This is a genomic window from Janthinobacterium foliorum (genome assembly GCF_978021625.1).
In genome coordinates this window covers 35,144-59,329 of sequence record NZ_CDXDQE010000021.1, presented here as the reverse complement: position 1 = coordinate 59,329, position 24,186 = coordinate 35,144, and the positions used below count along the sequence as shown (strand labels likewise).

Below are 24,186 nucleotides of genomic sequence, written 5' to 3'. Positions count from 1 at the left end.
CGCCGAATTTCTTCGACAGAACCGTTGCGATTGCAGCGGTCAGCGTGGTTTTACCGTGGTCGACGTGGCCGATGGTGCCGACGTTGACGTGCGGCTTGGTCCGTTCGAATTTACCTTTTGCCATTTTATTCTTCCTTAGAACAATGATTTAAATGTAGGGACCGGCATTCTCGTGAAAGCCGGTCCGGAACTTCTATTACTTAGCTTTCGAGCTTACGATTGCTTCAGTCACATGCTTAGGTGCTTCAGCATAGTGCTTGAATTCCATCGTGTAAGTCGCACGACCTTGGGTCGACGAACGCAACGACGTAGCGTAGCCGAACATTTCCGACAGAGGCACTTCGGCCTTGATGATCTTGCCGCCACCGCCAGCAATTTCATCCATGCCTTGCACCATACCGCGACGCGACGACAGATCGCCCATCACGGTACCGGCGTAGTCTTCCGGCGTTTCCACTTCCACGGCCATCATCGGCTCCAGGATGACTGGCGATGCTTTGCGGCAGCCATCTTTGAATGCCATCGAAGCGGCCATGCGGAATGCATTTTCGTTCGAGTCAACATCATGGTACGAACCGAAGAACAGCGTGACTTTCACGTCAACGACTGGGTAGCCAGCCATCACGCCCGAAGTCAGCGTGTCGCGCACACCCTTTTCAACTGCAGGGATGTATTCGCGAGGAACGGTGCCGCCCTTGATCGCGTCAACGAATTCAAAGCCCTTGCCCGGTTCTTGCGGCTCGATCTTCAGAACCACGTGACCGTATTGACCACGACCACCCGATTGCTTGACGAATTTGCCTTCCGACTCTTCGCACACTTTACGGATCGTTTCACGGTAAGCCACTTGTGGCTTGCCGACGGTGGCTTCAACGTTGAATTCGCGCTTCATGCGGTCAACGATGATGTCCAGATGCAACTCGCCCATACCGGCGATGATGGTCTGGCCCGATTCTTCATCGGTACGCACGCGGAACGATGGATCTTCTGCTGCCAGACGGTTCAGCGCCAAGCCCATTTTTTCCTGGTCGGCCTTGGTTTTTGGCTCAACCGCTTGCGAAATCACTGGCTCAGGGAAGACCATGCGTTCCAGAACCACGCTTGCCTTGTCGTCGCAAAGCGTATCGCCAGTGGTGGTGTCTTTCAGACCCACAACAGCGGCGATGTCGCCAGCGCGCATTTCCTTGATTTCTTCGCGTTCGTTCGCTTGCATCTGCACGATACGGCCGATACGCTCTTTCTTCTGCTTCACGGAGTTCAACACCGAGTCGCCCGAATTCAGGGTACCCGAGTAGCAACGGATGAAGCACAGCTGACCCACGAACGGATCGGTTGCGATCTTGAATGCCAGCGCCGAGAATTTCTCGTTGTCGTCAGCTTTACGCTCGACAGGCTGCTCATCTTCATCCAGACCAGGTACTGGCGGAATGTCGATTGGCGATGGCAGGTACTCGATGACCGCGTCCAACATGGCTTGTACGCCCTTGTTTTTAAAGGCGGTACCGCACAACATTGGAACGATTTCGCTGGCGATGGTACGTTGACGCAGAGCAGCCTTGATCTCGGCTTCCGACAGGTCGCCTTCTTCCAGGTACTTGTTCATCAGGTCTTCCGACGCTTCAGCAGCGGCTTCAACCATGTTCTCGCGCCACTTGGCAGCATCGGCGGCCAGGTGTGCAGGAATGTCTTCGTATTCAAACTTCATGCCTTGCGAAGCGTCGTCCCAAATGACGGCCTTCATCTTGACCAGATCGATAACACCGGTGAAGACGTCTTCAGCGCCGATCGGCATCTGGATAGGCACCGGGTTGGCTTTCAGACGCGAACGCATCTGATCGTAGACCTTGAAGAAGTTGGCGCCGGTACGGTCCATCTTGTTCACGAAGGCCAGACGTGGCACTTTGTATTTGTTAGCCTGACGCCATACCGTTTCCGATTGTGGCTGCACGCCGCCGACTGCACAGTAAACCATGCAGGCGCCATCCAGCACGCGCATCGAGCGTTCAACTTCAATGGTGAAGTCAACGTGGCCCGGGGTGTCGATGATGTTGATGTGATGCGCTGGGAAGTTGTTAGCCATGCCTTTCCAGAAGCACGTAACAGCAGCCGAGGTAATCGTGATGCCGCGCTCTTGCTCCTGCGCCATCCAGTCGGTGGTGGCAGCGCCATCATGGACTTCGCCCAGCTTGTGGTTCACGCCTGTGTAGAACAGGACGCGCTCGGTCGTGGTCGTCTTACCTGCATCGATGTGAGCGGAGATACCGATATTGCGATAGCGCTCAATGGGGGTCTTGCGGGCCATAATTAATCCTAAATGAATGGACAAAACCGAGCAGCATTTTTTTGCAAAAATGAGCCCGGCCTCGAACAACAGATGCTTGACAGCCGCCTTGCGGTAGCTGGCTTTATATTAGAAGCGGAAATGCGAGAACGCTTTGTTCGCTTCAGCCATACGATGGACTTCGTCGCGTTTTTTCATCGCGCCGCCGCGGCTTTCAGCCGCTTCCATCAGCTCACCGCCGAGGCGTTGTGGCATCGATTTTTCGCTGCGCTTGTTAGCAGCTTCACGCAACCAACGCATGGACAGAGCCATACGACGGACTGGGCGAACTTCGACCGGCACCTGGTAGTTTGCACCACCGACGCGACGGGATTTCACCTCAACCAACGGCTTGGCGTTGTTGATTGCGGTAGCAAAAACTTCGAGCGGATCTTTGCCCGATTTTGCTGCGATGTGCTCGAAAGCACCGTAGATGATGTTTTCTGCAACCGATTTCTTACCGGACAGCATCAGCACGTTTACAAATTTAGCGACATCAGTGTTGCCGAATTTTGGATCTGGCAAAATTTCGCGCTTGGGTACTTCACGACGACGTGGCATATCAATTCCTTTCAATCTTCAGTTGAGCGCGCGTTCTTCGCACACTCGCGGACGACCATCATAGTCTTCCACTTACTCGACCAGATGCGGTCGACTACATTCACTTAGCTAGTTGCCACTGAGCGAAACTTGGGTTTGCTGCGTACAACTTATTACTTCTTGCCTGCTTTAGCGCGCTTGGTACCATACTTCGAACGCGATTGCTTACGGTCTTTAACGCCTTGGGTATCCAGAGCACCGCGAACCATGTGGTAACGCACACCCGGCAAATCCTTGACGCGGCCGCCGCGCAACAGCACAACACTATGCTCTTGCAGGTTATGGCCTTCACCGCCAATGTACGAAATGACTTCGAAACCATTGGTCAGGCGAACTTTAGCGACTTTACGCAGAGCCGAGTTAGGCTTCTTTGGAGTCGTGGTGTAAACACGTGTGCAGACGCCACGCTTTTGCGGGCTGTTTTCCAGCGCCGGCGATTTGCTCTTCACGGTCAAAGCGACGCGTGGATTGCGAATCAATTGATTGATGGTTGGCATCGTTATAAATCCAACAAAAAAATACGATTAATAACCCGGGCAAGATGCCCGGCGACTAAAACCTCGTCCCGTTCTTATCTGCTGCGCACCGGCGGCGCCCGCAGCCACTCGATAAGGAGCGGCCATGAAATGCCAAGTAACACGTAAACGATGTGCAGAATAAAATCGAGAACTCGCTAGTTTAGACCTTGTGTTACAGGGGGTCAATCAGTTTACGGCTTTTTGCTATAAAAAAAGGCAAAAACACGGCCGATTTGTGGCATTTTGGCTAATTTTTCCTGGCACTGCGCCAGCGCCGCCCTTGCCGATCCGGCACTCTTTCTCTGCGGACAAGTTGCCGCCAAGGCTGTTCCAGTATGACCACGAGATGACAAAAGGAATGATAATAGCGGACATTTTTCGCCGCCTTGCCGCCTCCTCTATGCGCTCCTTGCTTCGCCCTGCCAATCTGTTCCTGCTGCTGACGTATGCCCTGCTGACAGCCGTGCCCTTCATCCCGGTACTGCTGGGGCGTCCGCTCGAGCACCCATGGCAGATGCTCACCTTCGAGCTGCTGGCCTGGCTGGCCGTCTGGAGCGTCTTCAAGCGCCCCGCGTATTTCCACTGGCTGCTGGTGCCCGCCTTCCTCGCCCTGCCGACGGAAATCTACCTGTTCATCTTCTATGGCCAGGGCATTTCCACGCACCACCTGGGCATCATCGTGGAAACCAGTCCCAAGGAAGCGATGGAATTTCTCGGGCAAAAGGTCTGGCTGATGGGCGCCGTCATGCTGGGCGTCATCGCCTGGTGCATGCTCAGCTGGTATGCGGCCACGCGCACGCGCGACCTGGACTGGCGCGGCAAAACGCGCCCTGCCGCCGTCGCGCTGCTGCTCCTGCTGGGCGCCTTCTGGGGCTATGGCTACGAATTCGGCTTCGACGCCAAGGCGATGCACAGCGCCGCCGCGTCCAGCAAGGCCGGCACGCCGGCGGCCAGCGGCAAGGCGCACGCCTCCGGCTTCGGCGACGCCAGTTCGGCCGAGGACGAAACGGCCGAGGAAGACGAGGAAAGCAACAAGCCGGAAAATGCCAGCATCGCCGGCGCCGACGACACGGGCCTGGACTGGCCCAGCCTGCCCCACTGGGCGCGCCTGCCCTACACCTTCGACACCGTCAGCAATTCCTGGCCCTTCGGCCTGATGGCGCGCGGCCTGGACTTTTACAAGGAACGTCGGTATCTGGCCGAACTGGGCCGGAAAAGCAGCAGCTTCCGTTTCGGCGCGCACCAGCAGCATCCCGATACCCAGCCGGAAGTGGTGGTGATGGTGATCGGCGAATCGTCGCGCTACGACCGATGGAGCCTGAATGGCTACGAGCGCGACACCAATCCCCTGCTGAAGCAGGAAAGCAATCTGGTGCCGCTGGCCGATGTCATCACGGCCGTTTCCGCCACGCGCCTGTCCGTGCCCGTCATCATCTCGCGCAAGCCGGCCACGCAAAGCCTCAAGGATGGCTTCTCGGAAAAATCCTTCCTGACGGCCTACAAGGAAGCGGGCTTCAAGACGTACTGGCTGTCGAACCAGATCTCGTTCGGCCAGTTCGACACCCCCGTCTCCGTCTTCGCCAAGGAAGCGGACGTGGTGCAGTTCCTGAACCTGGGCGGCTTTACCAACAGCTCGAACTTCGACCAGATCCTGTTCGACCCGCTGAAGAACGCACTGGCCGATCCGGCGCCGAAAAAGCTCATCGTGCTGCACACGCTGGGCAGCCACTGGAACTACAGCCAGCGCTATCCGAAGTCCTTCGATAAGTGGCAGCCGTCGCTGTTCGGCGTCGACAAGCCCGTCTACACGGATACGGCCATCAAGCCGCAGCTGAACAACAGCTATGACAGCTCCATCCTGTACACGGACTGGTTCCTGTCGAACGTGATCGGCATCCTGAAGGATGGCGGCCAGCGCATGGCCTTGCGCAGTTCGCTCGTCTACGTGGCCGACCACGGCCAGACCCTGTATGACGGCACCTGCCGCCTCGCCTTCCACGGGCATAACACGCAGTTCGAGTTCCACGTGCCCGCCTTCGTCTGGTATTCGCCGCAATTCCAGCAGCATTACCCGGACAAGGTGACGCAGCTGCAGCGCCATCAGAAGGCGCGGCTGTCGACGGAAAACATGTTCCACACCCTGCTCGACCTGGGCGACATCCGCTTCGCCGGCGAACAGCCGGAATGGAGCATCGCCAGCCCCCGCTTCAAGCAGCACAAGCGCTACGTCGACAGCTACGGCTGGACCAACTACGACAACGCCATCATCCGCGGCGACTGCCGCGAAGTGATCGACAAGAGCACGCCGGAAAAGCAGGATAAATAATCAGTCGCCGGCCAGCACGCCCGCGCAATCGGCCGGCTGCGCCATGTGCGTGCCGAGCCAGTCGAAGACCTGCGCCGCCTTGGTTTCGATGGCGCGGCCGAAGCCCCGCTGCGCCAGCAGGGCGATGCCATTGGTGGCCTGCAGCACGCCGGGCGCCAGCAGCAGCGCACCGCGCTCGTCGCGGCGCACGCACCAGGGCGCCAGGCAGTCTTCCAGCAAGGGACCCAGCACCAGGTTGTGCGACGAGACGATCACCGGATGGTGCGCCGCCAGCGTATGCAGCACGGCGGCCGCCGCCGCCACCGACTCGAGGTGGTTCGTGCCGCGGAAAATCTCGTCGATCAGGAACAGCGCCGGCGCGCCGCCCTCGGCCAGCGCCAGCAGTTCGCGCGCGCGCCGCAGTTCGGCGATATACAGGCTTTCGCCGCCATCGAGCGAATCTTCATTCTGCATGCTCGAATACAGCGGCAGCAGCGGCACGCTGGCGGCCTGCGCATAGCAGAAACCGAAGGCGCGCGCGCTGACCAGATTGAGGCCGACGCCGCGCAGCAAGGTGCTCTTGCCGATGGCATTCTGCCCCGAGATGAAGACGCCGCGGCCATCGAGACGCAAGGACAGCGGCATGGCCCCGTCCAGCAGCGGATGCACCATGGCCTCGAGCGACCATTGCCGCGCGGCGGCGTCCTGCGCCCAGCAGAACTGCGCGCGCCCGCGCAGGTGGCGCGCCAGGGCCAGGTCCGCATCCAGGTCGGCCAGCAGCAGGAAACTCTGGCGCAGGAACGCGCGTTCGCGCCGCACCACGCGCAGGCTGTGAAAGTAGCGCCGGATGTTGCCCAGCATGAGCCAGTCGTCATATTCGCTCAGCAGCGGAATCATCTTGATCCAGCGCAGCGGCGTGATCTGGCGGTTGATCACGCCTGCCTCGCGGCTGCCTTCGCGCCACGGCGTTGTGAATGGCGACCCCGCTGCGCCCAGGCGGCCATGCACGAGCAATATCTGCTGCAGGGTAAACACCTTGCGCTCCCACGGCTTGCAGCGGTCATGAAAGCGCATCTGCAGCGCCATCAGCAAGAGCCAGACAGGCAGCACGACAGCCCACGCCAGCGGCGCCGCCAGCCACGCGGCCAGCAGCGACACCAGCAGTATCAAGGTCGGCAGCAGCAGCCAGCGGCTCCACCATGGCGGCGCAGGCGGGGCCGCGCCGCACAGCAGCGCCGCCACCTCCATGTCTGCCGTGCGCAGCGGCCGCATGGCTTGCTCGAGCGCCGCCTGCTGACCCGGCGCGGCCAGCAGGGCCGCGATGCGCGCGCGCGACGCGGAGCCTGCCATGCCGCCCGCCAGGCGCTGATGCAGGCGCTGCTGGCCGAGAATGCTGGCCTGCGCGGCCAGCTGCGCATGGTAGTCATCGAGCAGCATTTCATCCCAGGTCTGGCCATCGAGCTGCAGCGGGCCACCTTCGACCTGCTGCAGCATGGCGATGTCGCTGCGGGCAAACGGGTAATCGAATTGCGCCGGCTCGGGCAGGCTGGCGAACTGGCGCAGCCAGCGGCTTACACTGACAAACGGGGAAGGCTTGGGAGGCGAGGCAGGCATCATGCTCCTGAAAGGTGGCCAGCATGGCGCCGCGCGCCATCACTGCGAGCAACAGATCAGGACGATTGCCAGATTATCAAGATCCCGGCGCGCCCTGCCTGTCCGCAGGGCGCGCGCGGACAGCCGGCGGACGGCGCGGACACGGCGGACAGCCGGACACCTGGATTTTTCTACTTGCAGATCAATGGCTTATACATTGGCACGGATCGTGCATTGAACAAATCATTGTCCACGAAATGTCCACCATGATCCGCGATACTTCCTCCCAAGACGCCGTGCTGTCCGCCCCGGCGGGCCAGCGCCACAAGAAACGCGCCCTGCTGCTGGCCGGCGCCGTCATCGTCATCGGCGGCGCCATCGCCGTGTTTGCCGGCTGGCGCAACAGCGAACACTCCGTCAATGCCAGCCGCCTGCGCATCGCCGAAGTCACGCGCGGCACCCTGATCCGCGACGCCGCCGTGAATGGACGCGTGGTGGCCGCCATCAGCCCCACCCTGTACTCGACCACGGTAGCCACCGTGACCCTGAAGGCCAAGGCGGGCGACACGGTCAGGAAGGGCGACATCCTCGCCGTGCTGGAATCCCCGGACCTGTCCGACGCCCTGAAGCGCGAGCAGTCCAGCGTGCAGCAGCTGGAAGCGGAGGTGGCGCGCCAGCAGATCCTGGCCAAGAAACAGAAACTGCTGGCGCGGCGCGAAGCGGACACGGCGGAGATCGATCGCCTGTCCGCGCAGCGCACGCTGGAACGCTATGAAAGCGTGGCGCAGGTCGGCATCATCGCCAAGATCGATTACCAGAAGGCGAAGGATGCGCTCAATTCCGCCGAAATCCGCAGCAAGCACGCCTCCCAGGCGGCAGGCCTGGAAAGCGAGGACGTGACCCTGGCACTGAAGACCAAGGTCAACGAACTGGAACGCCAGCGCCTGAGCCGCGACAATGCCCAGCGCCGCGTCGACGAACTGACCGTGCGCGCGCCCGTCAATGGCTTCATCGGCACCCTGTCGGTGGCCAACCGCAGCGTGGTGCAAGCCAATACGGCGCTGATGACCCTGGTCGACCTGTCGCAGCTGGAAGTGGAGCTGGAAGTGCCGGAAACGTATGTGGCCGATATCGGCCTGGGCATGAGCGCGGAGATCGAGACGGGCGCCATCAAGGCGACGGGCAAACTCTCGGCGCTGTCGCCCGAAGTGGTCAAAAACCAGGTGCTGGCGCGCGTGCGCTTCAACGGCGAACAGCCGCCCGGCCTGCGGCAGAACCAGCGCGTCACGGCACGCCTGCTGATCGACGAAAAACCGAACGTGCTGATGCTGGCGCGCGGGCCCTTCGTCGAAGCCGACGGCGGCCGCTTCGCCTACGTCGTGCGCGACGGCGTGGCCATCCGCACACCCATCAAGATGGGCGCCACCAGCGTCTCGTCGGTGGAAATCCTCGGCGGCCTGAAGCAGGGCGACAAGGTTGTCGTGGCCGGCACGGAAGCGTTTGACAACGCGGCCCGCGTCTCGCTCAATTAATCCCATTTCCCCTCTACCCGGAGACTCGCCATGCTGCGCATGCAAAACCTGAACAAAGTCTATCGCACCCACATGATCGAAACGCACGCGCTGCGCGGTTTTGAAATTCACGTCAAGCAGGGCGAATTCGTCACCGTCACGGGACCGTCCGGTTCCGGCAAGACCAGCTTCCTGAACATCGCCGGCCTGCTGGAAGAGTTCACGGACGGCGAATACATCCTCGATGGCGTCAACGTGAAAGGCATGAACGACAATGCCCGCTCGCGCCTGCGCAACGAGAAGCTGGGCTTCATTTTCCAGGGCTTCAACCTGATCCCCGACCTGTCGCTGTTCGACAATGTCGACGTGCCGCTGCGCTACCGCGGCTACAACAGCGCCGAGCGACGCGAGCGCATCGAGGATGCGCTGGCCAAGGTGGGCCTGGCCTCGCGCATGAAGCACTACCCGGCCGAACTGTCGGGCGGCCAGCAGCAGCGCGTGGCGATCGCGCGCGCGCTGGCCGGCTCGCCCAAGCTGCTGCTGGCCGATGAACCGACGGGTAACCTGGACACGCAGATGGCGCGCGGCGTGATGGAACTGCTGGAAGAAATCAACGCGCAAGGCACCACCATCCTGATGGTCACGCACGATCCCGAACTGGCGCTGCGCAGCCAGCGCAACGTGCACATCATCGACGGCCAGGTGTCGGACCTGGTGCACAAGGGGCCGTCGCTGGCCAGCAGCCCGGCCAAGGCCGCCAGCAGCACCGCCACGGCCTGAGGACAGACCCATGCTCCAGTATTACTTCCTGCTCGGCCTGCGCAGCCTGCGCCGCAACCCTGCCCTGACGGCGCTGATGGTGCTGACCCTGGCCATCGGCGTGGCCGCCAGCATTTCCACGCTGACCATCCTGCACGTCATGTCCGGCAATCCGCTGCCGCACAAGAATGGCCGCATGTTCGTGCCGCTGGTCGACAATGGCACGCTTACCGGCTACACGCCGGGCAACGAGTCGGGCGACAAGCAGCTCAGCTACCGCGACGCCGTCAACTTCCAGAACAGCAAAATCGGCGAGCGCCGCAGCGTGATGTACGGCGTGGGCGGCGCCATCGAGCCCGAACGCAAGGATATCGGCGCCTTCAGTTCGCAGGGACTGGCCGCCTACCGCGATTTCTTTGCCATGTTCGAGACGCCGTTCCTGTATGGCCAGCCATGGAGCGATGCCGACGATGCGACCGGCGCCGACGTCATCGTCCTGTCGCGCAAGCTGGCGGAAAAACTGTATGGCAACAGCAACCCGGTCGGCCAGCGCATGAGCTTCATGGGCTTCCAGTACCAGATCACGGGGGTGCTCGACAAATGGGATCCGGTGCCGCGCATCCACCGCATCATCGGCAGCGGCGCCTTCGGCAGCGAAGACAGTTACTTCATCCCGTTCAGCAGCGCGATCCGCCACCAGACGGGCCACAACGGCAGTATGAGTTGCAGCGGCAACCGCGAACCGGGCTTTCAGGGCACGCTCGATTCGGAATGCACATGGATGCAGTTCTGGTTCGAGATGGCCAGCGACGACCAGCGTGGCGAATTGCAAAGTTACCTGGACAGCTATGCACAGGAACAGCGCAAGCTGGGCCGCCTGATGCGCGCGGCGCCCAACAAGCTGTTCAGCATCGACGAATGGCTGGTGCACCTGCGCGTGGTCGGCAACGACAACCGGCTGTCGGCCTGGCTGGCCTTTGGTTTCCTGGCACTGTGCCTGGTCAACACCATCGGCCTGCTGCTGGCAAAGTTTTCCGTGCGCGCTTCCGAGGTGGGCATCCGCCGCGCCCTGGGCGCCTCGCGCAGCGACATCTTCCGCCAGTTCCTCATCGAGACCACCGTCATCGGCCTGGCCGGCGGCGTGCTGGGCCTGCTGCTCTCCTTCGGCGCCCTGGCCCTGATCGGCATGCAGTCGAAACAGCTGACCGTCGCCGCGCACATGGACTGGGTGATGCTGGCCATGACCTTCGTCATCTCGGTCGCCGCCGCCATCCTGGCCGGCCTGCTGCCGACCTGGCGCGCCTGCCAGGTGACGCCGGCCATCCAGCTCAAATCCCAATGACCGCCCACACCGCACACGAATAGGATCACCATGGAAATCCGACCCATCCTGTCTGCGCTGATGCGCAGCAAAACCGGCGCCATCCTGGTCGCCGTGCAGGTAGCCCTGAGCCTGGCCATCCTGGCCAATGCCCTGCATATCGTCAACGTGCGCCAGGAAGTGGCGGCGCGCCCCAGCGGCGTGGCGGCCGAGCACGACGTCTTCCATCTGCTGGCGCGCAACCTGCGGCCACAGGGCCACAATGAAGAACTGGCCCTGCAAAAACGCCTGGCTGCCGCCGCGCGCGCCGTGCCCGGCGTCGTCTCCGTGGCGCAGGTAAGCCAGGTACCCCTGTCGCGCAGCGGCAGCAACAGCGGCTTCGCCGCCAGCCGCAAGCAGGAAAACAGCTCCGCCATCGCTGCCGTGTACGTCACGCCCGATTCGCTGCTCAAGACCTGGGGCCTGCAACTGCGGGAAGGGCGCGACTTCACGCCCGCCGAAATCGCCGAAATCGACCAGAACGTGACGGAGGTCTTTCCGCCGCAAGTCATCATCACGCGGGCCATGGCGGAAAAAATCAATCCGGGCGGCGCCAGCGCATTGGGCATGCCCCTGTTCCTGGGCACGGGCGAGAATGCCCAGCAATTGCAAGTGGTCGGCGTCATCGACCGGCTGCAGACCCAGGGCGCGGAAGTGGGCGACCAGGGCGAGTATTCCGTGATCTTTCCCGCGCGCCTGACGGGCGACGGCGATACCCTGCTGACCATCCGCGCCGAGCCGGGCCAGCGCGACCGCGTGATGAAGGAAGCCGAGCAAGCCATCCGCGCGGCCACGCCGGACAAACTGATCGTGCGCATCCGCAGCCTGGACGAAGACCGCGACACGCGCTACCGCGCCGACCGCGCCCTGTCGTGGATGCTGATCACCGTGTCGGCCCTGCTGCTGCTGGTGACGGCCAGCGGCATCGTCGGCATCGCCAGCCTGTGGGTGACGCAGCGGCGCAAGCAGATCGGCGTGCGGCGCGCACTGGGCGCGCGCAAGGTCGATATCCTGCGCTACTTCCTGACGGAGAATTTCATGATCACCAGCGTGGGCGTGGCGGCCGGCGTGGTGCTGGCCCTGGCGCTGAACCAGTTGCTGGTCAGCCAGCTGGAAATGGCGCGCCTGCCGCTGGCCTATCTGCTGGGCGGCGCACTGGTATTCTGGCTGCTGGGACTGGGCGCCGTGTACGGCCCGGCATGGCGCGCGGCCAGCATTTCGCCGGCCACCGCCACGCGCGGCACGTGAGCATGCCTCCCTGCCCTGGCCGTCATGAGAATGTTATGCTGCGCGCATGCCTACCGTACTGATTATTGACGACAATGCCGCCGTGGCCATCGCGCTCGACGTGCTGTTCTCGCTGCACGATATCGATGCCCTGCGCGCCGCCTCGCCGGAAGAAGGCCTGGCGCTGCTGGCGCGCCAGCCCATCGATCTGGTGGTGCAGGACATGAACTTCACGGCCGACACCACTTCGGGCGAGGAAGGCAGCGCGCTGTTCCACGCCATCCGCGCGCGCCATCCGGACTTGCCGGTGATCCTGCTGACGGCGTGGACGCAGCTGGACGCGGCCGTCGACCTGATCAAGTCCGGCGCGGCCGATTACCTGGCCAAGCCGTGGGATGACCGGCGCCTGATCGCTTCCGTGCAAAACCTGCTGGAACTGGGGCAAGCCAGCCGCGCCCTGCGCCAGCGCGTGCTGGCCGAACAGCGCCAGCGCCACGCGCTGGAACACGACTTCGACTTGCGCGGCATGGTGTGGCAAGACCCGGCCACGGAGCGCGTCGTGCACCTGGCATGCCAGGTGGCGCGCGCCGACGTGCCGGTGCTCATTTCCGGGCCGAACGGCAGCGGCAAGGAGCGCATCGCCGCCATCGTGCAGGCCAATTCCCAGGTCGCCAACGGCCCCTTCGTGGTGCTCAATTGCGGCGCCGTGCCGGTGGACCTGATCGAGGCCGAACTGTTCGGCGCCGAAGCGGGCGCCTACACGGGTTCCACGCGGGCGCGCGACGGCAAGTTCGATGCGGCCGACGGCGGCACGCTGTTTCTCGACGAGATAGGCAACCTGCCGCTGGCCGGGCAAATGAAGCTGCTGCGCGTGCTGGAAACGGGCCGTTTCGAACGCCTCGGCTCGAACCGCGAACGGCAGGTGAAGGTGCGCGTCATCAGCGCCAGCAATGCCGACCTGCCGGCCATGATACGCGCCGGCACCTTCCGCGAAGACCTGTTTTACCGCCTCAACGTGATCGAACTGCGCCTGCCGCCGCTGGCCCAGCGTCCGGCCGACATCCTGGTGCTGGCGCGGCATTTCCTGGGCGCCGAAAAAACACTGCACGCGCAAGCCGAAGCTGCCCTGCTGGCGCATGGCTGGCCCGGCAACGTGCGCGAACTGAAAAACGTCATGCAGCGCGCCAGCCTGCTGACGCCGGGCGCCGTGATCCAGGCGCAGGAGCTGGGCTTGCCGGCGGCGGCCACGCCGCGCGCGCCGCCGGATGGCGCGTCCGCGGAACCGGACCGCGACAGCGTCGTGGCGGCCCTGGCGCGCGCCCACGGCGTGGTGGCGCAGGCAGCGCAGGAACTGGGCCTGTCGCGCCAGGCGCTGTACCGGCGCATGGAGCGCCTGGGCATCGCGCGCGCCTGATGCCGCCCGTCGCGCCCTCGCCCCTGCGCCTGTCCTTGCTGACCCGCTGGACGGCGCTGATCGTCACCCTGCTGGTGCTGGGCATGGGCATCGCATTGCTGCTCGCGCACTTCCTGCCCGGCCGGCCGTGGCTGGTGCTGGGCCTGTCCCTGCTGTGCATCCTGCCCATCGCCATCATCACCATCCGCGCGCAGCTGCAATCGATGCTGTCGCTGTTCCGCGCCTTGAGCGGCACCGTCGCCAGCTACCAGGATGGCGACTTCGCCTTCAGCCTGCGCTGGCCGCAGAACGATGAACTGGCCGACCTGGTGGCGACGCACAATGCGCTTGGCGACGTGCTGCGCAAGCAGCGCCTGGACCTGGTGCAGCGCGAGCTGCTGCTCGACACCATGGTGCAGAACACGCCGGTGGCCATGCTGCTGGTGGCCGAAGGCAGCGCCATCGTCTACGCCAACCTGGCCGCGCGCCAGCTGCTGCACCAGGGACGGCGGCTGGAAGGCCAGCGCCTGGCCGACATCGTGCAGCAGGCGGCACCGGCCCTGGCCGAAGCGCTGGCGCGCGCCAGCGATGGCCTGTTTACCAGCGGCGAAGGCGAGCAGGAAGAGGTGTACCACCTGGCGCGGCGCAGCTTCAGCCTGAATGGCCGCCAGCATGAGCTGCTGCTGCTGCGCCAGCTGACGCTGGAACTGCGGCGCCAGGAAGTGCAGACCTGGAAAAAAGTCATCCGCGTCATCAGCCATGAACTGAACAACTCGCTGGCGCCGCTGGCCTCGCTGGCCCATTCGGGTGCCGAGCTGGTGCGCCGCGGACAGACGGAGCGCCTGCCGCAAATCCTCGCCACCATCGAGGAGCGCACGCGCCACCTGGAGAGCTTCATCCTCGGCTATGCGCGCTTTGCCAAGCTGCCCGCGCCACGCCTGGCCGCCTGCGCATGGCAGCCGTTTCTCGACAGCCTGGCCTCGCAAGCGGCCTTCACGCTCGACAGCCCGCCACCCGCGCAGGCGGCCGTGTTCGACGCGGCGCAAATGCAGCAAGCACTGCTGAACCTGCTCAAGAATGCGCGCGAATCGGGCTCGCGTGAAACGCACATCGGCTTGCACGTGAGCCAGGCGCAAGGCCAGCTGCGCATCGAAGTGCGCGACCGCGGCCCCGGCATGAGCGGCGCCGTGCTGGAAAACGCGCTGGTGCCGTTCTATTCCACCAAGCGCAGCGGCACGGGACTGGGCCTGGCCCTGGCGCGCGAAATCGCCGAGGCGCATGGCGGCCGCATCACCCTGGCCAACCGCGACGGCGGCGGCCTGGCCGTGACCCTGATCCTTCCCTTGCTCGATAGAAATGAGATACCTGTATAACGATTTTTGGCCCACACAAGTTACAACTATTTATTGTGCTATATCAACAATTTGTGTAATTAATTTTGCAACTAATTGCGCGCCATGCCCGTGTGTTAGAAATAAGCTATTTAAGTTTTCATAATGATATAAAAATAGCTCATTGACAATAAAATGCCTTGGCGATAATTTAGCTCCGCGGTACGGTTTTTTTGAAACATTCATCGTCTTTTCGCGGGGATAACCATGAAACTGAAATCACTCATCGCAGCAGCGGTACTGGGTGCGGCATCCATCGGCAGCGCGTATGCGGCGGCATACACGGTCAACCTGACCAATACCACAGGCAATCTGTGGACGGGCGGCTTCAACGCCACGCCGAGTCCGCTCGGGAATTTCACCGACGTTTTCACCTTCACGCCGAATGCGACCTTTGGCTCGACGGCGCAAGCGTTCCTGGCCAACCTGTCGGTGACGGGCAGCGATGCGGCATCCATCAACTTCAGCAGCGCGAACCTGAACGGCATCGCCCTGACGGGCTTTGGCGGCCCCACCGTCTTCGGCTATGCCCAGGGCCAGGTGCTGGCGCAAACCAGCCTGCTGTTCAACGGTCCGCTGACCCTGACGGTGATGGGAAAAAGCAATGGCGGCAGCTATGGCGGCACCTTCAACCTGAACCTGGCGCCTGTCCCGGAACCGGAAACCTATGCCATGCTGCTGGCCGGCCTGGGCGTACTCGGTTTCCTGGCGCGGCGCCGCAAGCAAGCTTGAGCGCCCCCCCAAAGACGCTGCGGCGTCTTTTTTTTGGGGCTGGCTGCTACACTGGCGCCATGACGACCGATTTCACTTCCACCAGCAGCACCGCTTTCAGCCACCCTGGCCACCCGCCGGCCACCACCACCGAACACCGCGGCATCCGCTATCTGCACCTGGGCACCAAATGGGTGCAGGGCGCCATGCGCCTGGACAAGCCCGACGCCATCGAACTCGAATACGTGCAGATGATGATGATGTGGATGCTCTTCAAGACGCAGCCGCAACGCATCGTGCAGCTGGGTCTGGGCAGCGCCGCCCTGACCAAGTTCAGCTACCGCCGCTTTCCCGATGCCCAGGTCACGGCCATCGAACTCAATCCGAACGTGATCGCCATCTGCGGCGCCCAGTTCGCGCTGCCGCCGAACGACGCGCACCTCGACGTGCGCGAAATGAATGCGCTCGACTTCGTGCTCGACCCGGCCAACCACGGCAGCATCGACGCGCTGCAGGTAGACCTGTACGACGAAGAGGCACGCGGCCCCGTGCTCGACACGCCCGAGTTCTACCAGGCTTGCTTCGACTGCCTGACGGACGACGGCATCATGTGCACGAATGTCTTCGGCGACTTCCCCAACTACGACAAGAACCTGCAAGCGATGGAACTGGTCTTCGATGCCGTCGTCTGGGTACCGGAAATGGAAGACGAGAACATCGTCGTGCTGGCGTTCAAGAAGTCGCCATCGCTCGATTTCAGCGACTTGTACGAACGCGCCGCCGCCATCAAGAAACAGTTCAACCTGCCCGCCAAGAATTGGGTCAACGGCTTGAAGCAATGGATGCTGGACCAGCAGTAAAGCCGCCGCAGGGGAGACGGAATCCGCTTGACCCGTCCGCGCGCTTGCCCGATGATCGGCATTGATGGCGATCGCCACCAATCGACCCACACATGAATGGAGCAGATGATGATGAAGCGAGTATCCCTGGCCGCGGCCCTGGCGGCCATGCTGGCCTGCGGCGGCAGCGGCGCGGCACTGGCGGCCGATGCGGGCGACGCGGCCCTGAAGGCGGCCATCGCCGGCAGCGCGCGCACGCCAGCCAACGCGGCGCGCGACGGCGCGCGCCACCCGTATGAAACGCTGACGTTCTTCGGCATCAAGCCGAACATGACGGTGGTGGAACTGGCGCCCGGCGGCGGCTGGTACACGGAGATCCTGGCGCCCTACCTGCGCGACAATGGCAAACTGATCGCGGCCGGCAACGACCCGCAATCGGCCAGCGAAGGCGCACGCCGTGGCGCGGCGCGCTTCCAGCAAAAACTCGACGCCAACCCGGCGGCCTTCGGCAAGGTGGAAATCGGCGCCTTCGCGCCTCCCGCCACCTACCGCATCGCGCCGAAAGGCACGGCCGACATGGTGCTCACCTTCCGCAATATCCACAACTGGATACCGATCGGCGAAGCAGGCATGCAAGTGCTGTTCAAGCAGGTGTATGACAGCCTGAAACCGGGCGGCGTCTTCGGCGTCGTCGAGCACCGCCTGCCAGCCGGCAAGGCGCAGGATGCCACGGCCAGCAGCGGCTACATGCACGAAGCGTATGTGATCAAGCTGGCCGAAGGTGCGGGCTTCAAGCTGGCGGGCAAATCGGAAATCAACGCCAATCCGAAAGACCATGCCGACCACCAGGGCGGCGTCTGGGCCTTGCCGCCCACCTATGCCAACAAGGATGTGGAGCGCGACAAATACACGGCCATCGGCGAGAGCGACCGCATGACGCTGAAGTTCGTCAAACCCTAGCAAGGCCTATGGCGGCGGGCCGGCTGGGCGCGCCGCCTGATGCTTGTGCGCGCAGCGCGCCTTACAGGTAAATGCCGTACACGCCGCAAGAGCGCGAGACGACCGTGCACTGGCTCATGACGCCATCGTTGCAATCAAACAGAGCCTGCATGCAGGCCTGGCGCGTTGGCTGCGCCATCGCGCTGCCCAGGGCACCGGCGAAACCGACGGCGGCACAGAAGACAAATACGGCTTTTTTTACATTGATCATTTTTATCCCATTCCCAAAGAGTCGAGTCGTTATAAAAAACCACTGGAAGACAAAGACGGCAGCCGCCAAAAACCGTCTATCGATAGACGAATAATGTGGCGCATGGAAATAGTACCACCCCAGAAAGTTAGCAAATACGCAAACAGGAAAACAAGATAACGTTTCTTTTTCCAGCCATTTCAAGAAATAAAAAGCGGCCTGCCGCCATCCTGTCGCGCACTTGCATGGCAAGGGGCAAAAAAAAAACCGCAGACGACGCTGCGGTTTTTGTATCTGCCCTTTACTTCTTCGCTTCCTTCGGCTTTACCGGCGCCAGGCTCAGATCCTGGAAATCGTAGCTGAAGTCCGTCTCCGCCGACACGGGTGCCATCTTCACGCGGTCGATGCTGCCGTCCGGGTTGAGCGAGAACGTCACATAGGCGTCGGCGTTGAAGTTGCGCTCCTTCCAGCGCACGATGAAGGTATCGTGCTGCCAGTGTTCCAGTTCGCCCGTCAGATCCGGCGTGCGCGTAAAGCTCAGGATGTGCTTCTTGCCTTCCGGCCGAATCACCACCTTGCCATACCAGGCATCTTCATACTCGCCGTCATACGCCGCCAGCGGCAGCGAAGGCTGCGATTTCGCCGCGCGCGCGCTGGACGCCTTGCCCTGCTTTTTCACCTCTTCGGCATGCTGGTCCTGTTCCACCTTGGACACCAGCGCCAGCCAGTCGGACGGCGCCGCCTGCAGGTAGTGGTCAAGGATGCGCCATTGCAGCGCCGTCATCGAACCGCCATTTTCCGCGTTGGTGAGAATGGCCACGCCCAGTTTCGCTTCCGGCACCATCAGCACGCGCGAATAAAAACCCTGCAGCGCGCCGCCGTGCATGGCCACTTTCATGCCCTTGTAGTCGCGCAGCTGGAAGCCCAGGCCATACGCGCTGAAATTCGGCTTGGTCGCGGCCAGCGGCGGTTTCGGTTCCGGGATCTTGATCGGCGTTTGCGCCGTCCACAGCTCGCGCGCCTGCTTCTCGCTGATCAGGCGCGCTTCCTTGCCGTCCTTGTCCGTCACGCCGGCGATCCTGCCTTCGTCGAGCAGCACCATCATCCACTTGGCGATATCTTCCGCATTCGTGTTGATGCCGACGGCCCCCACGGCGTTCGGCACGGGCATCGATTTCACGGCGGCGATCTTGCCATCGATCTTGCTGTGCGCGCTGGCGACGTCGGGATTGCCCGCGTTTTCCGCCAGGCTGGTGGTGGTGCCCGTCATGCCCAGCGGCGCGAGGATGCGTTCGTGCATGGCCTCGCCCCAGCTCTTGCCCGCCTTGTCGGCAATGATCTTGCCGGCCACGATGTACAGCAGGTTATCGTAGGCGTAGCTGTTGCGGAAACTCGTCGCGGGACGGATGTAGCGCAGCTTCTCGATGATCTCGTCAATGGTAAACGTGGTGGTGGGCCACCACAGCAAGTCGCCGGCGCCCAGGCCCAGGCCACTGCGGTGCGTCAGCAGGTCGCGGATGGTCATGGCGCCCGTCACGTAGGAATCGTGCATCTGGAAACCGGGCAGGTGCTTGGTGACGGGATCGTCCCAGGCCAGCTTGCCTTCGTCGACCAGCATGGCCAGCGCGGCGGCCGTGAAGCCTTTCGAGTTCGACGCCACTTCGAACAGGGTCTTCGCATCGACGGCGGCCGGTTCGCCCAGCTTACGCACGCCAAAGCCCCTGGTGGCGACCACCTTGCCATCCTTGACGATGGCAATCGCGATACCGGGCACGTCGAACAGTTTCAGCGCGCGGTTGACGTCGCGCTCGAGATCGAAGGCGGGCGCCGGCAGCGCCGCGATGGCGACGGCTGGCGCGGCAGCGGCTGCCAGCGCCGGCACGCTGATGCTGGAAAAAGCCAGCACGATGGCAGCGGCAATATGCTTCATGGTCTGCATGTTCATGGTCTCCAGTCAGGTTAACGCGCTTGCGCGGCCATCAGCTTGTCGACGCTTTCCTGCGTCACCGGGTGATAGCGTTCGCGCGCTTTCGCATACACGTCCTTGGCCCAGGCATGGCCCTGCGGCGTCTTCATCAGGGCGCCGTACAGGGGCACGACAAACTTCTGGCGGCCCACGCTCATGAGGAAGGCCTGCAAGGGCTGCTGCACGTCGTAGCCGGCGTTGACGGACGCCAGGTAGAAGCGGTAGGCCACTTCATTGTTGCCGCTCTTGCCCACGCCGTAAAGCTGATCCAGCTCGCGCAATTGCGCCTCGCTGGCCTTGTTGTTGATGTCGTTCAGGAAGTGCATCGATTCGATGGCGATCCACTTGTCCATGCCCAGGTCCTTGGTGGCCAGCTCGCCTTTCAGCCAGGCGTCGCGGTGCTGGTCCAGCAGCGCCAGGCGCGGCGAGACGACGCGCTTGGCGCTGGCAGGCACGCCGGTGCCATACAGCCATTCGTCGAGTTCCGCTGCCGGCATCACGTCCGGATGCTGCGCCAGCAGATTCTTGCGCAGGTAGGCGATGAACTGCTCCGTCGTCACGCTCTGGAACGCATGCTGGTCGAACCAGCCGCGCAGGAAGGGATCGAATACGGCGCGGCCCGCGCGCTGCTCCATGGTGGCCAGGAACCAGGCGCCTTTCGGGTAGATGATGCCGTCATCCGTGTAGGTCTCCGCCGGATTGGCATCCGCGTCGCGCGTGATGAGGGCCGTTTTCGCCGCCGGCAATTCGCGGATGGAGGCGGCCAGTTCTTCCTGGTCGACCTGCACGCCCATCTGCGCCACTTCGCTGCCATACAGCTGCTCGACGATGCGCGTCGTGACGTAGGTGGTAAAGCCTTCGTTGAGCCACATGTGCTTCCACGACGCGTTGGTGACCAGGTTGCCCGACCACGAGTGGGCCAGTTCATGCGCGATCAGGTCGACCAGGCTGCGGTCGCCCGCGATCATGGTCGGCGTGAGGAAGGTCAGGCGCGGATTTTCCATGCCGCCGTAAGGGAACGATGGCGGCAGCACGATCATGTCGTAGCGCCCCCAGCCATACGGGCCATACAGCGCTTCGGCCGCCTGGATCATTTTTTCCGTATCGGCCAGCTCGTATTCGGCCGCCTTGATGCGCGGCGGTTCGGCATACACGGCCGAACGGGGGCCGAGCTTGCGCACTTCCAGTTCGCCGATGGCGATGGCCAGCAGGTAGGAAGGAATCGGCTGCGGCATCCTGAATTTCCAGCCGCCCTTGCCCGTCGCCTTTTCGTCATTCTCGGCGCTCATCACGACGCGCATGCCTGCTGGCGCATCGATGCGCGCGCTGTAGGTGAAGCGCACGGCCGGCGTATCCTGCGACGGCACCCACGAGCGGGCATTGATGCTTTGCGACTGGCTGAACATGAAGGGCAGCTTGCCCGACATGGTTTGCTGCGGCGTGAGCCACTGCAGCGCGATGGCGTTCGGCGCCGTGTGATAGTAGACGCGGACTTTTTCCGGCTGGCCCGTGGTGGTGATGCGCAGCGCCTGGCCCTTTTCCGGGTCGGCCTTGTCCAGCTGGTACGGCGCCATCTGCCAGGCGCCGCGCTTGTCCTGTACCTGCACCTTGGCGATCGCCAGGTCGCGCGTGTCGAGCACCAGGGTACGCGCGGCCGGATCGATCCAGTTCAGCGACAGCTCGGCATAGCCGGACAGGGTCTTTTGCTTGAAATCCGCCTTCAGGTCCAGCTGCAGGTCGCGCGTGCGTACCTGGTCGTAGCGCGCGTAGCTCAGGGGGTCGGCGTGCGCGGCCAGGGTCACCTGGCAAAGTAGCGCACAGCCCAGCGCGCGCAGGTAGGTCATAGTTTGCATGGTCGTCTTTTGAATGATTTGCGAAGACCCCGGCGAGTGTGCGCCAGGGCGTCGCGCAGAATAGCACTTCCGGCGCAGGCCGGCAGAAAAAAGCGCCGGACGGGCCGGCGCTGGTTTACTGTTTTGTCGCTGGCACAGCTTCGGACCTGGCTTCCGGCGCCTTCAGCGGCGTATTGAAATCCTTCATCAGGTTGTTCCTGTCGCGGTCCTGCTTGAACAGTTCCAGGCGCGACGGCGTGATTTTCCTGGGCCAGGCATTGTTGCTCGTATCGATGTCGGCCGTCTCCCAGTACGGGTCCTGCACCAGGCCCACCATCGGCTCGTCGGTGATGATCACCTTGCTGATTTTTTTCGGTGAGTAACGCCATACTTCGGCCGGCACGCGCTCGATGATCTTCTTGCCGCTGGCCAGTTCGATTTCCAGGATCAGCGGCATCACCAGGCCGCCAAGATTCGAAAAATCGACCAGATACAGATGCTTGCCCTGGGCGCGCTGCTCCAGCATCGCGCGCTCCCACGGTTCCAGCGTCTCCTGCTCTTCCGCGTAGCCGTTGCGGTCCTTGTTGGTGACCGTGAAGTCGTCGTGCTGGTTATAGAAATCCTTCAGCACGGGGTCCAGGTCGACCTTCTTCGGCAAGACCTTGTTGCGCTGGTCCGAGATCGAGATGGGCTGGGCCGCCCTTTGCGCTTTCTTCCACGCTTTTTCAATTTCGGGATTCTTCGTGCTCACGCCATATTCGCTGATGCCGTCGATGCTGATGTCGACGGCGTCGGTGGTGTAAAACCAGCCGCGCCAGAACCAGTCCAGGTCCGTGCCGGAAGCGTCTTCCATGGTGCGGAAAAAATCGGCGGGCGTGGGCCGCTTGAACTTCCAGCGCTGCGCATACTGCCGGAAGGCGAAATCGAACAGCTCGCGCCCCAGGATGGTCTCGCGCAGGATGTTGAGGGCGGTGGCAGGCTTGTCGTAGGCGTTCGGCGCCAGCAGCGGCACCGACTCCGGATTGGTCATGATGGGCACCTGGTTCTGGCCGCGCATGTAGTCGACGATCTTGCGCGGCTCGCCATTCCAGGACGGAAAATGCTCTTCCCACGCCTGCTCGGCCAGGTACTGCAAAAAGGAATTGAGGCCCTCGTCCATCCATGCCCACTGGCGCTCGTCCGAGTTGACGATCATGGGAAAATAATTGTGTCCCACTTCGTGGATGATCACCCCGATCAGGTCATATTTCGTCGTCTTTGAATACGTCAGCGCGCCCGTCTTTTTATCCTTCACGGGGCGCCCGCCATTGAAGGCAATCATCGGATACTCCATGCCGGCCACGGCGCCGTTGACGGAGATCGCCACCGGATACGGATAATCGAAACTGTACTTGTTGTACTGCTCGATGGCGTGCGCGACGGCGCGCGTGCTGTACTGCTGCCACAACGGATTGCCCTCGTTCGGATAATACGACATGGCCAGCACGCGCTTGCCGCCGCTGTCCAGGCCCCGGGCATCCCAAATGAACTTGCGGCTCGACGCCCACGCCACGTCGCGCACATTGGCCGCCTTGAAGTGCCAGGTTTTCATCCCCGCCGCCTTGCCTTTTTCCGCCGCCAGCGCTTCCTGCGGCGTGATGACCAGCAGCGGCGCGTCGCTGTCTTTTGCCCTGGCCAGGCGCTCGCGCTGCACCGCGCTCAATACGGCGGCGGGATTCTGCAATTCGCCCGTGGCGGCCACCACGTGGTCGGACGGCACCGTCAGGTACATTTCATAGTCGCCGAATTCCAGCGCGAATTCGCCCGTACCCAGGTACTGCTTGTTCTGCCAGCCGACGGCATCGTAGTAGGCAGCCATGCGCGGGAACCACTGCGCGATCTGGAATATCGTATTTTTGTCGTCCGCAAAATACTCATAGCCGGAACGCTCGACCAGCACCTTCTGGTCATTGATTTTATACGACCAGGCGATGTGAAAACGGACACTCTGGCCCGGCGCCAGCGGTGCCGGCAAATCGATGCGCAGCATGGTCTGGTTGATGACATAAGCCAGCGGCTTGCCGCTGGCCGAGGTGACGCTGGCCAGATTGAAGCCGCCATCGAATGCGCGGCCTTCCTGGATGGCGCGCCAGTCCTCGAATTTCAGCGCCTCGTCCTCGTTGCCGCTGAGCCAGGCCTGGCGCGACGGCGCGCTCAGCACGCGGCGCTGGTCCGCATCCTTGCGGATGCCATTCTGGTCCAGCTGCAGCCACAGATACGCCAGGCTGTCGGGCGAACGGTTGTGATACGTGACCTGTTCGCTGGCCGTGATTTCACGGCGCGCTTCATCGAGCGTGGCGCGGATCACGTAGTCGGCGCGCTGCTGCCAGTAGGCGTGGCCCGGCGCGCCGGACGCCGTGCGATAGGCGGTCGGCGTGGGCAGCAGCTCATCGAGCTGGCGGAACTTGTCGTCGAAGGGCACGCCGGCGCACAGGGCGGGCAAGGAGGCAAACAGCGTACAGCACAAGGCAAGCAAGCGGACGAAGACCGGCATGGCGCATTCCATCTGGGAGTCGTGGACAGAACTGCATTCTAAGTCGAGTCTGTTTGCGGGTTGAGCATTGTTGTCCGCACCCCACACACCCGGCCGCGCCAGCAGGTGGCGGCACTGGCGCGCACACGGGCATTGGCGT

Annotated in this window: 19 protein-coding genes; 10 read left to right on the top strand and 9 right to left on the bottom strand. The window is 62.8% G+C overall.

Annotated elements, in window-relative coordinates; all coding sequences use genetic code 11:
- The 4 genes from ACZ92H_RS28455 to rpsL form a co-directional block, all read right to left on the bottom strand.
- Positions 1–124, bottom strand: a 124-nt coding sequence (locus ACZ92H_RS28455) for a GTP-binding protein (RefSeq protein WP_017454492.1), incomplete at its 3' end; no start/stop codon positions are given.
- A 72-nt stretch (positions 125–196) separates the two neighbouring features.
- Positions 197–2,302 carry an elongation factor G gene (fusA, locus tag ACZ92H_RS28450; protein ID WP_131378985.1) on the bottom strand — a complete coding sequence of 702 codons (2,106 nt, stop codon included), beginning with the start codon at positions 2,300–2,302 and terminating at the stop codon, positions 197–199.
- 108 nt (positions 2,303–2,410) lie between these two features.
- Positions 2,411–2,881 (bottom strand): 30S ribosomal protein S7, encoded by a 471-nt coding sequence (gene rpsG, locus ACZ92H_RS28445; RefSeq protein WP_010394377.1) that lies wholly within the window; start codon positions 2,879–2,881, stop codon positions 2,411–2,413.
- 152 nt (positions 2,882–3,033) lie between these two features.
- Positions 3,034–3,417, bottom strand: a complete 384-nt coding sequence (rpsL, locus tag ACZ92H_RS28440; RefSeq protein WP_010394376.1) for a 30S ribosomal protein S12 — start codon at positions 3,415–3,417, stop codon at positions 3,034–3,036.
- A 421-nt stretch (positions 3,418–3,838) separates the two neighbouring features.
- On the opposite strand from rpsL, the gene ACZ92H_RS28435 reads away from it, so the two are divergent.
- A complete protein-coding gene (locus ACZ92H_RS28435) occupies positions 3,839–5,764 on the top strand; it encodes a phosphoethanolamine transferase (protein WP_465051856.1) in 1,926 nt (641 codons plus the stop codon).
- Here ACZ92H_RS28435 and ACZ92H_RS28430 read toward each other — a convergent pair whose 3' ends face one another.
- Positions 5,765–7,357: a MutS-related protein gene (locus ACZ92H_RS28430; protein ID WP_465051855.1), complete on the bottom strand. Its 1,593-nt coding sequence runs from the start codon at positions 7,355–7,357 to the stop codon at positions 5,765–5,767.
- 245 nt (positions 7,358–7,602) lie between these two features.
- Here ACZ92H_RS28430 and ACZ92H_RS28425 point away from each other — a divergent pair, with 245 nt between their 5' ends.
- From ACZ92H_RS28425 to ACZ92H_RS28385, 9 genes are all read left to right on the top strand, one after another.
- A complete protein-coding gene (locus tag ACZ92H_RS28425) occupies positions 7,603–8,868 on the top strand; it encodes an efflux RND transporter periplasmic adaptor subunit (RefSeq protein WP_131378988.1) in 1,266 nt (421 codons plus the stop codon).
- Between the two features lie 30 nt (positions 8,869–8,898).
- The gene (locus tag ACZ92H_RS28420) at positions 8,899–9,627 is read left to right on the top strand and encodes an ABC transporter ATP-binding protein (protein WP_465051854.1); all 729 of its coding nucleotides are present in this window, start codon (positions 8,899–8,901) and stop codon (positions 9,625–9,627) included.
- A gap of 10 nt (positions 9,628–9,637) precedes the next feature.
- Positions 9,638–10,948 carry an ABC transporter permease gene (locus tag ACZ92H_RS28415; RefSeq protein WP_465051853.1) on the top strand — a complete coding sequence of 437 codons (1,311 nt, stop codon included), beginning with the start codon at positions 9,638–9,640 and terminating at the stop codon, positions 10,946–10,948.
- 30 nt (positions 10,949–10,978) lie between these two features.
- Complete coding sequence (locus tag ACZ92H_RS28410; protein WP_131378991.1) at positions 10,979–12,214, top strand: ABC transporter permease; 1,236 nt, start codon at positions 10,979–10,981, stop codon at positions 12,212–12,214.
- A gap of 46 nt (positions 12,215–12,260) precedes the next feature.
- A complete protein-coding gene (locus ACZ92H_RS28405; protein WP_465051852.1) occupies positions 12,261–13,607 on the top strand; it encodes a sigma-54-dependent transcriptional regulator in 1,347 nt (448 codons plus the stop codon).
- On the top strand, positions 13,607–14,959 hold the full coding sequence (locus ACZ92H_RS28400) for a sensor histidine kinase (RefSeq protein WP_131378993.1): 1,353 nt from the start codon (positions 13,607–13,609) through the stop codon (positions 14,957–14,959). Before ACZ92H_RS28405 ends, ACZ92H_RS28400 begins: the two co-directional genes overlap by 1 nt.
- Positions 14,960–15,184: 225 nt before the next feature.
- Positions 15,185–15,709: an FxDxF family PEP-CTERM protein gene (locus tag ACZ92H_RS28395; protein WP_131378994.1), complete on the top strand. Its 525-nt coding sequence runs from the start codon at positions 15,185–15,187 to the stop codon at positions 15,707–15,709.
- Positions 15,710–15,768: 59 nt separating this feature from the next.
- A complete protein-coding gene (locus ACZ92H_RS28390; RefSeq protein WP_465051851.1) occupies positions 15,769–16,548 on the top strand; it encodes a class I SAM-dependent methyltransferase in 780 nt (259 codons plus the stop codon).
- A 108-nt stretch (positions 16,549–16,656) separates the two neighbouring features.
- Positions 16,657–17,487, top strand: coding sequence for a class I SAM-dependent methyltransferase (locus ACZ92H_RS28385; protein WP_465051850.1), 831 nt, complete (start codon positions 16,657–16,659; stop codon positions 17,485–17,487).
- A gap of 61 nt (positions 17,488–17,548) precedes the next feature.
- Here ACZ92H_RS28385 and ACZ92H_RS28380 read toward each other — a convergent pair whose 3' ends face one another.
- The 4 genes from ACZ92H_RS28380 to ACZ92H_RS28365 form a co-directional block, all read right to left on the bottom strand.
- Complete coding sequence (locus ACZ92H_RS28380; RefSeq protein WP_131378997.1) at positions 17,549–17,737, bottom strand: hypothetical protein; 189 nt, start codon at positions 17,735–17,737, stop codon at positions 17,549–17,551.
- Between the two features lie 280 nt (positions 17,738–18,017).
- Positions 18,018–19,655 (bottom strand): serine hydrolase, encoded by a 1,638-nt coding sequence (locus tag ACZ92H_RS28375; RefSeq protein ID WP_465051858.1) that lies wholly within the window; start codon positions 19,653–19,655, stop codon positions 18,018–18,020.
- Positions 19,656–19,675: 20 nt separating this feature from the next.
- Positions 19,676–21,535 (bottom strand): M1 family metallopeptidase, encoded by a 1,860-nt coding sequence (locus ACZ92H_RS28370; RefSeq protein WP_465051849.1) that lies wholly within the window; start codon positions 21,533–21,535, stop codon positions 19,676–19,678.
- A 115-nt stretch (positions 21,536–21,650) separates the two neighbouring features.
- Positions 21,651–24,047 carry a M1 family metallopeptidase gene (locus ACZ92H_RS28365; RefSeq protein WP_465051848.1) on the bottom strand — a complete coding sequence of 799 codons (2,397 nt, stop codon included), beginning with the start codon at positions 24,045–24,047 and terminating at the stop codon, positions 21,651–21,653.
- Positions 24,048–24,186 lie beyond the last annotated feature (139 nt).

Coding starts and splice junctions, on each gene's coding strand:
- fusA (WP_131378985.1), bottom strand. CDS start 2,302: ATGGCCCGCAAGACCCCCATTGAGCGCTATCGCAATATCGGTATCTCC.
- rpsG (WP_010394377.1), bottom strand. CDS start 2,881: ATGCCACGTCGTCGTGAAGTACCCAAGCGCGAAATTTTGCCAGATCCA.
- rpsL (WP_010394376.1), bottom strand. CDS start 3,417: ATGCCAACCATCAATCAATTGATTCGCAATCCACGCGTCGCTTTGACC.
- ACZ92H_RS28435 (WP_465051856.1), top strand. CDS start 3,839: ATGCGCTCCTTGCTTCGCCCTGCCAATCTGTTCCTGCTGCTGACGTAT.
- ACZ92H_RS28430 (WP_465051855.1), bottom strand. CDS start 7,357: ATGCCTGCCTCGCCTCCCAAGCCTTCCCCGTTTGTCAGTGTAAGCCGC.
- ACZ92H_RS28425 (WP_131378988.1), top strand. CDS start 7,603: ATGATCCGCGATACTTCCTCCCAAGACGCCGTGCTGTCCGCCCCGGCG.
- ACZ92H_RS28420 (WP_465051854.1), top strand. CDS start 8,899: ATGCTGCGCATGCAAAACCTGAACAAAGTCTATCGCACCCACATGATC.
- ACZ92H_RS28415 (WP_465051853.1), top strand. CDS start 9,638: ATGCTCCAGTATTACTTCCTGCTCGGCCTGCGCAGCCTGCGCCGCAAC.
- ACZ92H_RS28410 (WP_131378991.1), top strand. CDS start 10,979: ATGGAAATCCGACCCATCCTGTCTGCGCTGATGCGCAGCAAAACCGGC.
- ACZ92H_RS28405 (WP_465051852.1), top strand. CDS start 12,261: ATGCCTACCGTACTGATTATTGACGACAATGCCGCCGTGGCCATCGCG.
- ACZ92H_RS28400 (WP_131378993.1), top strand. CDS start 13,607: ATGCCGCCCGTCGCGCCCTCGCCCCTGCGCCTGTCCTTGCTGACCCGC.
- ACZ92H_RS28395 (WP_131378994.1), top strand. CDS start 15,185: ATGAAACTGAAATCACTCATCGCAGCAGCGGTACTGGGTGCGGCATCC.
- ACZ92H_RS28390 (WP_465051851.1), top strand. CDS start 15,769: ATGACGACCGATTTCACTTCCACCAGCAGCACCGCTTTCAGCCACCCT.
- ACZ92H_RS28385 (WP_465051850.1), top strand. CDS start 16,657: ATGATGAAGCGAGTATCCCTGGCCGCGGCCCTGGCGGCCATGCTGGCC.
- ACZ92H_RS28380 (WP_131378997.1), bottom strand. CDS start 17,737: ATGATCAATGTAAAAAAAGCCGTATTTGTCTTCTGTGCCGCCGTCGGT.
- ACZ92H_RS28375 (WP_465051858.1), bottom strand. CDS start 19,655: ATGCAGACCATGAAGCATATTGCCGCTGCCATCGTGCTGGCTTTTTCC.
- ACZ92H_RS28370 (WP_465051849.1), bottom strand. CDS start 21,535: ATGCAAACTATGACCTACCTGCGCGCGCTGGGCTGTGCGCTACTTTGC.
- ACZ92H_RS28365 (WP_465051848.1), bottom strand. CDS start 24,047: ATGCCGGTCTTCGTCCGCTTGCTTGCCTTGTGCTGTACGCTGTTTGCC.